Consider the following 12,909-nt stretch of genomic DNA (forward strand, 5'->3'; position numbering starts at 1 on the left):
AATCGAGCCCCTGAGTAATGTCCAAGAACGACCCCTTGCCCCTGGGTCCGGTGATGCTCGATGTCGCCGGTACCGAACTGACTCCCGAAGACCGTGAACGCCTGCGTCATCCCGCCACCGGCGGCGTGATCCTGTTCGCCCGCAACGTCGGCGCTCCGGAGCATGTGAGCGCGCTGGTCGCCGCCATTCGCGCCGAGCGCCCCGGCATCCTGATCGCGGTGGACCAGGAGGGCGGGCGGGTGCAACGGCTGCGCGATGGCTTCACCGCCATCCCGCCGATGCGTCAGTTGGGCCATGTCCACGATTACGACCGCAACAACGCCTGCGAGCTCGCGCATGCGACCGGCGAACTTCTCGGGCGCGAGCTACGCTCGGTGGACATCGACTTCAGCTTTACCCCCGTGCTGGATCGCGACCTCGACATCAGCGAGATCATCGGTGATCGTGCCTTCCATTATGACCCGGACGTGATCGCGCGCCTGGCCGGCGAGTTGATCCGGGGCCTGTCCGCGGCCGGCATGGCGGCCGTGGGCAAGCATTTCCCGGGTCACGGGGCTGTTGCCGCGGATTCGCACGTGGCCTTGCCGGTCGACGACCGTCCACTCTCCGAGATCGAGAATCAGGATCTGGAGGCATTTCGCCCGGTGCTTGGGGACCTCGAGGCCATCATGCCGGCCCACGTCGTATACCCACAGGTGGATGAACATCCCGCGGGCTTCTCGCGCGTCTGGCTGCAGGACATCCTGCGCCGCGAACTGCGCTACCGCGGGGCGATCCTCAGCGACGACCTCGCCATGGCTGGAGCGGAGGGCATTGGCGGGCCCGCCGAGCGCGCTGCGGCCGCACGGGCGGCCGGCTGCGACATGGTGCTGATTTGCAACCAGCCGGAACAAGCCGACATCATCCTTGCCGCCCAGGCGGATCAGCCGCTGCCACCTGAATCGCGGCGCCGACTGGAACGCTTGCGCGCGCGCCCAGTGGAGCCTGATCCACAGCGTCTCGTCGCATTGCGCGCGCAGTTGACGCACTGGATTCAAGCTAGCCAGATCGCCACGGCATAACCCCATGGAAAGGGCGCATTGGCACCCGCGTGCCGAGCCGCCTATAATGCGCCACCGGTTTGCAGTTGAGCAGCTAGTAATATTCACACTCACCACTGAAGTTGGAGATCCAAAATGGCCGATAAGCTCATGATCGTCATGGTCAACACCGACCCGAGCAACGCTTCCGAACTGGGTGCCCCGTTCTTCCAGGCCACCGTGGCTGCCGCCATGGAATACGACGTTGAAATCGTGATGACCGGCCGTGCTGGCGAGCTCGCCAAGAAGGGCGTTGCCGAGAACCTGTTCGTGCAGGAAGGCTCCAGCAAGAGCGTCTACGACTTCATGAAGGACGCCCACGAAGCCGGCGTCGTAATGAAGGTCTGCACCCCGACGCTGGATCTGTGGGGCAACGACCTGATTCCGGAGATCGAAGAAACCGTGGGCGGCGCCTACGTCATCTCCGAAGCGATGGACGACGACACGGTCACCTTTACCTACTAAGGTTATCGACGTTCGTTTTCAGCCGGCCGGCCCTTGTGCCGGCCGGTTGCGTTTCAGGGCTCCGAAAAGGCGAGGCCAACCTTGCCGAATCTTCGGCGCTCGGACATGATTTCCCCGCATCGACACCCTCAGGACATGCCATGAGCCCGGAACAGGCCCGAGCCACGCTGCGCGACGCCGACTGCCTCTTCAGCCGCGATGCCGTCGAGACGGCGATCGACCGCCTGGCGGAACGCACGGCCGCCTCGCTGAAGGACCGCAATCCGTTGGTCATGGGCGTAATGAACGGGGGTGTGGTGCTGATGGGCGGGTTGCTGACCCGCTGGTCGTTTCCCATGCAGGTGGATTACCTGCACGCCACGCGCTATCGCGGTGGCACGCGCGGCGGCGATCAGCTGCACTGGTTGGCACGTCCGCAGGCGTCGCTCAAGGACCGTACCGTCGTCGTCGTTGATGACATCCTCGACGGCGGGATCACCCTGGAGGGAATCAAGACGTTCTGCGAGGAGCAGGGTGCGGCGCAGGTGATCTCCATCGTCCTGGTGGACAAGCACAACCCGGAGCGGGACCCGGCGATCACCGTCGACTACGCCGCCCTGGAGGCCCCCAACCGCTACCTGTTCGGGTACGGTATGGATTATCAGGACTATCTGCGCAATGCGCCCGGCATCTTTGCCGTGGCCGACCAATAAACCACTGACGTCCGAGGCGCTCATGTCCACACCCCGTATCGCCGTCATCGGCGGCACCGGCCTGACCCAGCTGAAAGATCTGGAGATCACCCGGCGTCAGGTAATGCACACGCCGTATGGCGAACCCTCGGGGCCGCTGGTGTTCGGCCGCCTGAACGACACCGAGATCGTGTTTCTGCCACGGCACGGGGCCCGGCATACCATCCCGCCGCACGAGGTGAACTACCGCGCCAATATCTGGGCGCTTAAAAATGCCGGGATCGACAACGTGGTGGCCGTGGCTGCAGTCGGCGGGATTGGCGAAGAGATGAAGCCGGGTATGGTCGCGATCCCCGATCAGATCATCGATTACACCTGGTCACGGGCGAATACCTTCTTCGAGGGGAAAGACCTGGAAGAGGTCACCCACATCGACATGACCTGGCCCTATAGCGACAGCGTCCGCCAGACGCTGATCCGCGCGATTGACGACCTGAGTATCGAGGCCGTGGAGCACGGGACCTACGGGGCCACGCAGGGACCGCGCCTGGAGACGGCCGCGGAGATTGATCGCCTGGAACGCGACGGCTGCGATCTGGTGGGCATGACCGGCATGCCCGAGGCGGCACTGGCGCGTGAACTGGGGCTGAACTACGCCTGTTGTGCCGTAATCGCCAACTGGGCGGCCGGACGCGCCGAAGGCGAGATCACCATGAACGACATCGCCGCGAATCTCGATGTCGGCATGGCCCGGGTGAAACAGATCCTGACGCGCGTGATCAGCAGTCTTTCCTGACTCCAAGGCGTTAACAATCCGGGGTCCGGCCGGGGAGAGAACCCGCGCCGGGCTACCGCACGTGCATGGTCCAGGGACTCGCTAAGGCGACCAACACAGTCACTTATCCACGATTTAACATAATATGTATTATGCGACATTGAAGATGGGCGTGTCTCGAGCGGAATGACCGGGATGTTCCCGCCGAAGTCATGAACGCGGCCTGGCCTGCGCCAGGCCCAATCCCGTTCCCGTTTAGGCCTGATCCCGCACGTCAGGCGCGCACGGCCTTTTCGATCCCCTCGGTCATCACCTCGACGAGGAAGTCGATCTGTTCCTCGGTGATCACGTACGGCGGCATCAGATAGCTCACGTTCCCCAGTGGTCGCAACAGCGCACCGCGTGTCAGGCCGTGGCGATAGATGTGCAGTCCGCGACGTTCCTGCCACGGATACGGGGTGCGCCGGGACTTGTCCTGCACCAGTTCCACCGCTGCAATCATGCCGTGCTGACGCACGTCGGCGACATGCGGATGTTCCCGCAAGGATTCAAGTCGTTTCTCGATATGGGCGGCAAGTTCCCGGTTTCTCTCAAGAACGGGATCGGAATCGAAGATGTCCAGTGTGGCAAGTGCGGCCCTGCACGCGAGCGGATTCCCGGTATAGGAATGCGAATGCAGGAACATGTTGAGTTTTTCGTAATCGTCGTAAAACGCCTGGTAAATGGTATCTGTGGTCAACACGGCTGCCATGGGCAGATAGCCGGCGGTCAGGCCCTTGGACAGGCACATGAAATCGGGCGTGATTGGCCCCTGTTCGCAGGCGAACAGCGTGCCCGTGCGCCCGAAGCCGACTGCGATCTCGTCGGCGATCAGGTGGACGCCGTGACGGTCGCAGGCTTCGCGCAGTAGCCGCAGGTATTCAGGGTCGTACATGCGCATGTGGCCGGCGCACTGGACCAGGGGCTCCACGATGACCGCGGCGGCCTCATCGGCATGTTTCGCCAGCGCCTGTTCCATGTGGTCGAACTGGCGACGCGCCACATCGGCGCAGGTTTCGCCGTCTTCGCGGTCGAAACAATCCGGTGCCGGCACGGTGATGACGTCCAGCATCAGCGGTTCGTAGGTTGCGCTGTACAGCGGTACATCGCTCACGGACAAGGCGCCCAGGGTCTCGCCGTGGTAGCTGTTGGACAGGCGAATGAAGCGGGTCTTCTGCGGGCGATCGACGTTGCGCCAGTAGTGAAAGCTCATCTTCAGCGCGACCTCGACCCCGGCGCTGCCGTTGTCCGCCAGGAACACCCGGTCCAGGCCTTCGGGGGTGATGTCGATCAGGCGTTCGCACAACTCGACCACCGGCTCGTGGGTGCAGCCGGCGAGGATCACATGCTCCAGCCGGTCCAGCTGGTCCTTGACCGCATCACCGATGCGCGGGTTGGCGTGACCGAACAGGTTCACCCACCACGAACTGATGGCATCCAGATAGCGATTGCCGTCGAAATCGTACAGCCAGACACCCTCCCCCCGCTGGATCGGAAGCAGCGGGAGGGTCCCCTCCTCGCCGTAGTCCTTCATCTGGGTGCAGGGATGCCAGAGGGCGCGCAGGTCGCGGTTCTTGAGGGTGTTGTTATCCATAGGGCGCATTGTGCCAAACCCGTTCAACAAAGGCGGGCTCAATGAGCGGATTCCGCCCTCATCGTGGCCAGCTCGTTCTCGAAGAAGAAGCGATCTTCGCCGAAGGCGGGTTTGAGCTGATCGAGCCAGGTGGCCTGGTCATCGTAGCGCGCAAAAAACGGCCGCTGGACCCAGTCGGGGTTGCGTGCCTGGATGAAGCGCAGGACGAAGACCTTTTCACCTTGGATCTCGGCAACGCCCTGGATCTCCACCTTGCCGGGCTCGGCGCTCATTGAGGGGCCGCGGGCGGTGCGCCCGAGCCCCGAGACCTGTTTCATGGCTTCGCGGTAGATTTCCCAGGCGCGCGCCAGCGGGACCTCGAAGTAGCGTCGCGCCCCGGTGTCACGCTCTACGAACATGTAATACGGGATAATCCCGAGGCGTACCTGTTCGCGCCACAGCTCGGCCCAGGCCTCGGCGTCGTCATTGATGTGCCGGAGCAAGGGCCCCTGGGAACGGATTTCGGCGCCGGTATCCCGTACCCGACGGATGGCCTCGTGGGCAATCGGGGTCCGCAATTCGTTCGGATGGTTGTAATGCGCCATCAGGGCCACGTGCTTGCCCGCCTCGACCAGCCGTTCCAGTAGACGCAACAGTTCGTCCGCATCCGAGTCGGTCACGAATCGGTAAGGCCAGAATGTCAGGGCCTTGGTGCCGATCCGTACGGTCTGTATGTGGGCCAGCTCGGGCTCCAGCAAGGCCTCAAGATAGGCCTTCAGGTGCTTGGTTTTCATTACCATCGGGTCGCCGCCCGTCATCAGAAGGTCGCTGATCTCCGGATGGCCGCGCAGGTAGTCGTGCAGCAACGCGGCATCGGTGCTGGCGATGCGCAGCTCCTTGTCACCGACGAACTGGGCCCAGCGGAAGCAGAAGGTGCAATAACTGTGGCAGGTCTGGCCCTGGCCGGGGAAGAACAGCACGGTTTCACGGTACTTGTGCTGGAGGCCGTTGATGACCTCGCCCGCTTCCTCGCTCGGGCGGTTGAGCTCCATCTGCCCGGCTGGATGCGGGTTGAGCTCCTCGCGCAGCTCGCGCGCGAGGGCCTGGATCTCGGCCCGCCCTGCCCCTTGGCGATGCAGAACCGCCATACGTTCGAAGGCCTCGGGGGCCAGCATGTCCCGTTGCGGAAAGGTCAGCTGGAAGATTGGGTCGTCGGGAACCCGGCTCCAGTCGATCAGCCCCTCGATCACGTAGTCATTGACCCGGAACGGAAGAACGCTGGCAACCACCTGCATCTCGAAGCGTATGGCCTCGGGCAGGCTGGCCAAGGCCGGGATGCGTTCGATCGAGCGTTCATTAAAGACGCGGAACTCGCGCGGCTCGACCGCACCAAGCTGGGGATCACGATAGAACTGGACAACGGAATTCATCCGCGACTCCTGTGCCGACAAACTGAAATTGGAGTGCCTCGCCGCAGCGATGGGCGAGGATGCGCGTGTATCCCGGGACGTTCGGGGCGCTCAAGCTCTAGGAATACGGGATGACCATTCGCACGCGAACGGCGTCCGGAAGAGCTGCGAGTAAGATGCTGACCCGTGCCGCTGTCGATGGGCGGGGTAGCGGGACCTTCAGAAGCCGGTAAATTAACAACTTGAGCGCATTTTCACAACCAGTTCCCGGGCGCGGCTGATGCGCCGGGTGCGCAGGCGGGCTCCTTCGGCTGCGTCTCTCCGGGTGTTCTAAGCCTCGCCTGACTGGGTTACCCTTTGGCTCCCGCCAAGGAGGATCGCATGCACCCGGAGTTTCCACAGGAAGGGATCATCCACCTCAATCATGCCGCCGTGGGCCCCTGGCCCCGGCGCACCGAGGACGCGGTCTGCCGCTTCGCCCGGGAGAACGTGGCCCATGGCTCGCGTGACTACCTGCAGTGGCTGCAGCAAATCGACGCGACGCGGGAACTCGCACGGGCGTTGATCGGGGCGCCGTCCGCAGAGGACATTGCCTTCGTGAAGAACACGTCCGAGGCGCTGTCGATGGTGGCCTTCGGCCTGGACTGGCAGCCGGGCGACAATGTGGTGTTCCCGGCGCACGAGTTCCCGTCCAATCGTGTCGTCTGGCTGGCCGCCGCAGAGCGTTTCGGCATCGAGGCGCGCGAGGTCGCCATTGGCGAGGAACCGGAGCGCGACCTGCTGGCCGCATGTGATGCGCGGACCCGCCTGGTGGCCACCAGTGCTGTGCGCTACGACTCCGGGCTGCGGGTCGACATCCAGGCGCTGGGTGCGGAACTGCGCTCGCGGCGCATCCTGTTCTGTGTTGATGCGATCCAGCACCTGGGCGCCCTGCCCTTCGATGCCCCGGGTTGCCATGCCGACTTCGTGATGGCCGATGCCCACAAGTGGATGCTGGCGCCCGAGGGAATCGGGGTGTTCTACGTAAACCCGGAGATCCGCGAACGGCTGACGCTGCAGGAATATGGCTGGAACATGCTGGCGCATGCCGGCGATTTCTCGAACCCGGGGATCGAGCCCGCCACGAGTGCACGGCGTTTCGAACCGGGCAGTCCGAACATGCTCGGAATTCACGCCCTGCACGCCAGTCTCTCCCTTCTGCTGGAGATCGGGCTGGACAGCATCGACCACGAGATCCGCGAGCACTGGCTGCACCTGGAAGACGGCCTGCGGGCGCACGGCTGCCAAATCCTGACACCGCGCGGCCGGCGTGCCGGCATCCTGACGTTCCGACCGCCGGTGGATGACCTGGAAGCGCTATACGCGAGGCTTCAGGGGCGCGGCATCCTGTGTGCCATGCGAGGCGGCGGGATCCGCTTTGCGCCCCACTTCTACCTGACGCGGGCGCAGATCGACCAGGCGCTGGAATATCTGGGCGAGGCCATCCACGAAGCCGGCGCGGCTACGGTACGCTGAGAGGTACGGCGGAGAACGGCCGGTGGTAACGCGTGTGGGAGCGCGCCCCAAGGGCGTGAGGCCTCGTCTGCAAGGACATCTCTTCTAGAAGGTATGGGTCTTGCGGTCGGAGTTCAGCATGCCGCCCAGATGTTCCTCAATGCGGCGGTGGGTCACACCCTTGTCCGACTTGTTGAACTGCACGCCGATGCCCCGCAGCCGGTTGCCCTGGGCGCGCGGTGGCGTAATCCAGACCACCGTGCAAGGGGTCGGAAGGCGATCCGAATCCTCCAGCAGTGACAGCAGCAGGAAGACCTGGTCTCCGAGCTTGTAAGCCTTGTCGGTCGGGATGAATAGACCGCCATTGGTCACGAACGGCATGTATGCCGCATACAGCGCGGGTTTTTCCTTGATTGCCAAGGTGAGCATGCCCTGCCCGGCCATAGACCCTCCGTGTGACCTGAAATCGTACTGGGTCTGGCAGTATCGCCCATCGCACCGATACCGCGCCACCCCGACTGTACTCGTGGCGTGTGACGCCTTACTGCTCGAGGAAGCTCAATGCGATGTCTTCCATGCGCAGCTGCGGGTTGAGCTGGCGCGAGGCCTGGCGTTGCCAGCCGAGCGCTTGATTCGAAAGTTCGGCCAGCCGCCGCGGTCCCATGCGGCGCGCGAAGTCCTCGAGTCGATCGCGCGGGAACTGCCGGCCAAACGCGTCCGGCTCGCCGTTCACGAGCAGGCGCTGGGCCGCAACCAGCAGGGCCTGGATTCGTGGGATCAGGGATTCCGGCAGGCTGCGTTGCATGGCACTGGCCATCGGTGTCACCCCGGGGCGCCGCAGTAGCAGGGTCAGGGCCTCGCGGTCCTGTTCCCAGCGCGCCATACGGTCGGGGTCGGTCAGGATCTCGCGGGCGGCCAGCGGACGCCCGAGACTGGCGGCATAGGCCTCGTCCACTGCCGCAGGGTCATCGGCGGCCCCGCGCAGCCAGTCCGTTGCTTCGGCAGGCCCCGGCGTGGCGATCTCGACCATCTGGCAGCGGCTGCGGATGGTCGCTGGCAGGCGCGCCGGCTGCGCTGCCTCGAGAATCAGCATGGCCCTGGGCGGGGGTTCCTCCAGGGTCTTCAGCAGCGCATTCGCCGCATTCGTGTTCAGGGCATCGGCCGGGCGGATGATCACGCTGCGCAGCCCGCCCGAACCGGATAGCGAGAGAAACTCGATCGCCTCGCGGGCCGCCGCGATCAGGATTTCCTTGCCCGCCTCCTCCGGCTCCAGCGTCATCACCTCGGGGTGTACACCACCAAGGAAGCTGCGACAGCCGTTGCATTCGCCGCACGGCGGCTCGGTGCCCGTCGCGCGCTGGCACAGTAGGGCCTGGACCAGCGCCCGCGTCAGCAGTGCCTTGCCAACGCCCGGAGCGCCATGAACCAGCAGACCGCTGGGCAGGCGCCCTTCGCGCCCGCGCCGCGCCAGCGCCTCCCACGGCTTTTGCAGCCAGGGCGGCAGGGTATCGTCGGTGACTGGCGCAGCCATGGCCCCCTTAACCCTCCAGCGCGTGCAACGGCAGGCGCTCGCGCACGCCCGCGAGGATGCGCTCGGCTACCGTGTCCGGGTCCGCGGATGCATCCACGACCAGATAGCGTCCCGGCGCTCGCTTGGCGCGTTCCCGATACGCCTGGCGTGCGCGCTCGAAGAAGTCCAGCGCCTCGCGTTCGATGCGGTCTCGCCGGCCGCGCTGGACGGCTCGATCGAGCCCGGTCTGTGGGTCGATGTCCAGCAGGATTACCAGATCCGGGCGGAGATCGCCCTGCAGCCAGTCCTCCAGCTGCGCGACCCGCTGGGAGCCGAGTCCCCGCCCGGCCCCCTGGTAGGCAAACGAGGCATCGGTAAAGCGGTCGCTAAGCACCCAATCGCCGGCCTGCAGAGCCGGCCGAATCACCTCGTGCAGGTGCTGGGCCCGCGCGGCGAACATCAGCAGCAGCTCGGACTCGGCACACATGCCCGGCAGATCGGGGTCCAGCAGCAGGCCGCGCAGGCGTTCGCCGAGGGCGGTCCCGCCCGGCTCCCGGGTGTTGCGCACCGGGTGTCCGGCAGCGCGCAGCGCGGTGTCCAGACGCTCGATCTGGGTGGTCTTGCCCGAGCCCTCGATGCCTTCGAGGACCAGGAAGTGGCCGGGATGGGGCGAGCGTTCCATGTGCAGGGCGTCTCCAGTTACCGGTTGCGTATGCCGTAGCGGCTGCCATCCCCGCCCAGCTGGTAGCGGATCACGGCCTCGCGATGTTCACGATAGGTCTCGGAGAAATGATGACTGCCGTCGCCGCGCGAGACGAAGAACAGGTCATTGGTTGCGGCCGGACGTGCCGCCGCCTGCAAGGCCGCGCGCCCCGGCAGGGCGATGGGCGTTGGCGGGAGCCCGGCACGGGTATAGGTGTTGTAGGGATGATCGCGGTCCAGTTCGGCGCGCGTCAGGCGTTGTACGCCGGGTTCCTGCGCGTACAGCAGGGTGGGATCGGTCTGCAGGCGCATGCCGCGCTTGAGCCGATTCACGAACACCCCGGCCACCCGGTCACGCTCGTCCCCGCGCCCGGTCTCGCGTTCGATGATGGAGGCAAGGATCAGCAGCTCATAGGGGGAATTCACCGGGTGGTCCTCGATTCGGTCCTCCCAGGCGCGGTCCAGGTGCAGGCGCATCGCCTGGTGGGCGCGTTGCAGCACCGTCAGGGCCTCGGTTCCGGAGCCGAAGAAATAGGTGTCCGGAAGAAACCATCCCTCCGGGTGTGCCAGGTCCTCGAGCCCCAGTGCCTCCAGCAGGTTGTCGACCCCGACCGATTCGGCGGGCCCGATGAGTTCCGGGTGCTCGCGCAGCGCGGCCAGCGCCTGGCGGATGGTCCAGCCCTCCGGGAACGTGAGGCGATGCTGTACCACCTCGCCGCGAGCCATCGCATGGATCAGTTCGCGCGGGGTCATGCCCGGCGTCACGGCGTATTCTCCTGCCTGGAGACGCGGTGCAATGCCCTGACGCCGTCCATAGGCCTCGAGCACCCAGGCAGAATCCACCCAGCCGCGTTCGGCAAAGGTCCTGCTCACCGAACGCAACCCCTGCCCCGGTTCCAACTGAAAGCGTTCCGAGGCGTCCAGCGCCATCGGCGTATCCAGCTGCGCCTGGTAGTGTTCGCTAAGCCACCAGGCGGCGCCCAGGGCCAGAACGACCAGGAGCGCCAGGACAGCGAGGCTAATCCGCTTCATGCAATGCAATTCCCATTGAATACAGCGGATCATCCTGCCACGCAGGCCCCCGCTTGTCCCCTTCGGACAGCACGGCCGGGGTCATCCCGATACGCGCGTTGCTGACATAGAGCGCATCGGCGCGCCCGATACGCGCGCGCTCCGGATACGCCTCGATCACCTCGAACCCGAACCGTTCGGCATGCTCGAGGACCCAGGCGCGTCGCGTACCGGCGATCCCGGACTGATCCACCGGCGGGGTGAGCAAGGTACACCCTTCGCGCAGCCAGAGATTCCCCTGCGTGGCGCTGACCACGCGCCCCAGCGCATCGTGGAGGATTGCCTCGTCCCAGCCCGGTTGCCAGCTGCGCCGGGCCATCACGTGCTCCAGGCGACTGGTGTGCTTGAGACCCGCGAGCGCCGGGTTTACGCCGATCGGCACTGCGGCCCAACCCAGGCTCAGGGGTTCGCGTTCAGTGGGGGCGGTGTCGTCCAGCGCCGGACCGGCACTGACGATCCGAGTCAGTGCCGGTGCCGCGGGCGGCGCGTAGCCCCTTGGCCCCTCACCCCGGGTCACCGTCAGGCGCACCATGCAGGCTGGCAGGGTCGCCACTCGGGCAATCTCGTCCAGCACCTCGGTCTCGCCGAGTTGCGGAAACCCGAGGTGCTCCAGCCCGCGCGTCAGGCGGGCCCAGTGGTAGGACCATAGCTGCGGTCGGCCCTGTCGCACCCGTAGCGTCTCGAACAGGCCGTCGCCCAGGAGTAGCCCGCGATCCAATGGCGATACCCGCCCCTCGCGCTCGCCGTTCACCAGGATCATGGGCTCTTCTCCCCCGCCCCCTGCAGCGCCTCCAGCAGGCCGCGTGCCTTGTGCCGGGTCTCCTCCAGCTCGCGCTCGGGATCGGAGTCCGCGACGATGCCGGCTCCCGCCCGAAAACGCAGTTCGTTCCCCCGAACGACGAGGGTCCGGATCAGGATATTGGTATCCATGCGGCCGTGGCGGCTGACGTACCCGCAGCCGCCGGTGTAGGCCCCACGCGGGGCCTGTTGTTCCAGTTCCTGGATGATCTGCATGCTGCGGATCTTCGGGCAGCCGGTGATGGTGCCGCCCGGAAAGACCGCGCGCAGGATGTCGGCCGTGGTGGTGCCCGGGCGCAGGCGCCCGACAATGCTGGAGACGATGTGATGCACCCGGCGATAGCTCTCGATGGTCATCAGCTCCGCCACGCGCACGCTACCGATCTCGGCCACGCGCCCGACATCATTGCGTTCCAGATCCACGAGCATGACATGCTCGGCGCGTTCCTTGATGTTGAACGTCAACTCACTGAAAAGACGCCGGTCTTCTTCCGCATCCGGATCGCGGCGACGCGTCCCCGCAATCGGCCGGGTCTCGACCATGGCGTTTTCCACCGACACCAGCCGTTCAGGCGAGGAACTGATCACGTGAGCGCCGGGGAGTTGCAGCCATGCGGCAAACGGCGCGGCATTGGCCTCGCGCAAGCGGGTGTACAGCCCCGCCGGATCCAGCGGCTGCGTGGCGGTGGCACGCCATTCGCGGGACAGATTGACCTGAAAGGTGTCGCCGGCCCGGATGTACTCGAGACCCTTCATCACTGCGTCGCGATAGCGCTGGGCGTCCTCCTCCTGAAGGGCCAGGGCGGGCAGCGGCTCGGATGCGGGACTCGGCTGGCCCCGGACTGTCGCGCAGTCCGACTCCACCCGCTCCAAACGCGCGTAATCGCCTGCCTCGTCGACGAACCAGGTCGTCCCCTCGTGGTGATCGTGGACCAGTGCCGCCGGAAAATAGGTCACCAGTGCATCCGGAAGCCAGGGGTCGGATCGGCAGTCACCCAGGGCCGGCTCCATGCGCCAGGCCAGTTCGTAGCCGGCGTACAGGAACCATCCCCCGAGGAACGGGAGATGGGCATATGCGGCGTCTTCGGGGTCGAGTGGTGGTGTGCTCGAGAGATCCTGGTCCAGCACGCCAAGCACGTCTTCCCCGGCCGCACTGGACAACGTGCGGCCGGGGAAGGCGAACAGGATGGAAAAACGAGCGGGAGCCTGCCCGATCAGGGCCGACTCCAGCAGGTGGGGATAGCGCTCTGGGAATCGCCGCGCCAGGGCCGCGAAGTCGACCCCGGCGGCCAGTTCATGGACCGCCATGGCGGCGCCGCAACG

Annotated in this window: 13 protein-coding genes; 5 read left to right on the forward strand and 8 right to left on the reverse strand. The window is 65.6% G+C overall.

Features of this window, described 5'->3' with window-relative positions:
- Nucleotides 1-17 precede the first annotated feature (17 nt).
- From nagZ to F792_RS0111790, 4 genes are all read left to right on the forward strand, one after another.
- The gene (gene nagZ / locus F792_RS0111775; RefSeq protein WP_018169769.1) at nt 18-1,061 is read left to right on the forward strand and encodes a beta-N-acetylhexosaminidase; all 1,044 of its coding nucleotides are present in this window, start codon (nt 18-20) and stop codon (nt 1,059-1,061) included.
- Nucleotides 1,062-1,175: 114 nt separating this feature from the next.
- Nucleotides 1,176-1,544, forward strand: a complete 369-nt coding sequence (locus tag F792_RS0111780; protein ID WP_018145688.1) for a DsrE family protein — start codon at nt 1,176-1,178, stop codon at nt 1,542-1,544.
- A gap of 140 nt (nt 1,545-1,684) precedes the next feature.
- On the forward strand, nt 1,685-2,236 hold the full coding sequence (locus F792_RS0111785; protein ID WP_018169770.1) for a hypoxanthine-guanine phosphoribosyltransferase: 552 nt from the start codon (nt 1,685-1,687) through the stop codon (nt 2,234-2,236).
- A 22-nt stretch (nt 2,237-2,258) separates the two neighbouring features.
- Nucleotides 2,259-3,011: an S-methyl-5'-thioinosine phosphorylase gene (locus tag F792_RS0111790; protein ID WP_018169771.1), complete on the forward strand. Its 753-nt coding sequence runs from the start codon at nt 2,259-2,261 to the stop codon at nt 3,009-3,011.
- Nucleotides 3,012-3,264: 253 nt separating this feature from the next.
- On the opposite strand, the gene F792_RS0111795 is transcribed toward F792_RS0111790, so the two are convergent.
- The gene (locus tag F792_RS0111795) at nt 3,265-4,623 is read right to left on the reverse strand and encodes an adenosylmethionine--8-amino-7-oxononanoate transaminase (protein WP_018169772.1); all 1,359 of its coding nucleotides are present in this window, start codon (nt 4,621-4,623) and stop codon (nt 3,265-3,267) included.
- A 38-nt stretch (nt 4,624-4,661) separates the two neighbouring features.
- Nucleotides 4,662-6,032 (reverse strand): KamA family radical SAM protein, encoded by a 1,371-nt coding sequence (locus F792_RS0111800; RefSeq protein WP_018169773.1) that lies wholly within the window; start codon nt 6,030-6,032, stop codon nt 4,662-4,664.
- Between the two features lie 360 nt (nt 6,033-6,392).
- Between F792_RS0111800 and F792_RS0111805 the strand changes: the two genes are divergently transcribed.
- Nucleotides 6,393-7,526, forward strand: a complete 1,134-nt coding sequence (locus F792_RS0111805) for an aminotransferase class V-fold PLP-dependent enzyme (protein WP_018169774.1) — start codon at nt 6,393-6,395, stop codon at nt 7,524-7,526.
- 84 nt (nt 7,527-7,610) lie between these two features.
- Here F792_RS0111805 and F792_RS0111810 read toward each other — a convergent pair whose 3' ends face one another.
- The 6 genes from F792_RS0111810 to F792_RS0111835 form a co-directional block, all read right to left on the reverse strand.
- Nucleotides 7,611-7,949, reverse strand: a complete 339-nt coding sequence (locus F792_RS0111810) for a PilZ domain-containing protein (RefSeq protein ID WP_017941553.1) — start codon at nt 7,947-7,949, stop codon at nt 7,611-7,613.
- Between the two features lie 97 nt (nt 7,950-8,046).
- On the reverse strand, nt 8,047-9,036 hold the full coding sequence (locus F792_RS0111815) for a DNA polymerase III subunit (protein WP_018169775.1): 990 nt from the start codon (nt 9,034-9,036) through the stop codon (nt 8,047-8,049).
- A 7-nt stretch (nt 9,037-9,043) separates the two neighbouring features.
- A complete protein-coding gene (gene tmk / locus F792_RS0111820) occupies nt 9,044-9,697 on the reverse strand; it encodes a dTMP kinase (protein WP_018169776.1) in 654 nt (217 codons plus the stop codon).
- Between the two features lie 17 nt (nt 9,698-9,714).
- Nucleotides 9,715-10,749 carry an endolytic transglycosylase MltG gene (gene mltG, locus F792_RS0111825; protein ID WP_018169777.1) on the reverse strand — a complete coding sequence of 345 codons (1,035 nt, stop codon included), beginning with the start codon at nt 10,747-10,749 and terminating at the stop codon, nt 9,715-9,717.
- A complete protein-coding gene (locus F792_RS0111830; RefSeq protein ID WP_018169778.1) occupies nt 10,736-11,548 on the reverse strand; it encodes an aminotransferase class IV in 813 nt (270 codons plus the stop codon). The genes mltG and F792_RS0111830 overlap by 14 nt, the downstream gene beginning before the upstream one ends.
- Nucleotides 11,545-12,894: an aminodeoxychorismate synthase component I gene (locus F792_RS0111835; RefSeq protein WP_018169779.1), complete on the reverse strand. Its 1,350-nt coding sequence runs from the start codon at nt 12,892-12,894 to the stop codon at nt 11,545-11,547. The genes F792_RS0111830 and F792_RS0111835 overlap by 4 nt, the downstream gene beginning before the upstream one ends.
- Nucleotides 12,895-12,909 lie beyond the last annotated feature (15 nt).

Origin of the sequence: Thioalkalivibrio sp. ALMg9 (genome assembly GCF_000380625.1) — a bacterium.
Lineage (GTDB): Bacteria > Pseudomonadota > Gammaproteobacteria > Ectothiorhodospirales > Ectothiorhodospiraceae > Thioalkalivibrio > Thioalkalivibrio versutus.

Coding starts and splice junctions, on each gene's coding strand:
- F792_RS0111780 (WP_018145688.1), top strand. CDS start 1,176: ATGGCCGATAAGCTCATGATCGTCATGGTCAACACCGACCCGAGCAAC.
- F792_RS0111785 (WP_018169770.1), top strand. CDS start 1,685: ATGAGCCCGGAACAGGCCCGAGCCACGCTGCGCGACGCCGACTGCCTC.
- F792_RS0111790 (WP_018169771.1), top strand. CDS start 2,259: ATGTCCACACCCCGTATCGCCGTCATCGGCGGCACCGGCCTGACCCAG.
- tmk (WP_018169776.1), bottom strand. CDS start 9,697: ATGGAACGCTCGCCCCATCCCGGCCACTTCCTGGTCCTCGAAGGCATC.
- F792_RS0111805 (WP_018169774.1), top strand. CDS start 6,393: ATGCACCCGGAGTTTCCACAGGAAGGGATCATCCACCTCAATCATGCC.
- nagZ (WP_018169769.1), top strand. CDS start 18: ATGTCCAAGAACGACCCCTTGCCCCTGGGTCCGGTGATGCTCGATGTC.
- F792_RS0111835 (WP_018169779.1), bottom strand. CDS start 12,894: ATGGCGGTCCATGAACTGGCCGCCGGGGTCGACTTCGCGGCCCTGGCG.
- F792_RS0111830 (WP_018169778.1), bottom strand. CDS start 11,548: ATGATCCTGGTGAACGGCGAGCGCGAGGGGCGGGTATCGCCATTGGAT.
- F792_RS0111795 (WP_018169772.1), bottom strand. CDS start 4,623: ATGGATAACAACACCCTCAAGAACCGCGACCTGCGCGCCCTCTGGCAT.
- F792_RS0111800 (WP_018169773.1), bottom strand. CDS start 6,032: ATGAATTCCGTTGTCCAGTTCTATCGTGATCCCCAGCTTGGTGCGGTC.
- mltG (WP_018169777.1), bottom strand. CDS start 10,749: ATGAAGCGGATTAGCCTCGCTGTCCTGGCGCTCCTGGTCGTTCTGGCC.
- F792_RS0111810 (WP_017941553.1), bottom strand. CDS start 7,949: ATGGCCGGGCAGGGCATGCTCACCTTGGCAATCAAGGAAAAACCCGCG.
- F792_RS0111815 (WP_018169775.1), bottom strand. CDS start 9,036: ATGGCTGCGCCAGTCACCGACGATACCCTGCCGCCCTGGCTGCAAAAG.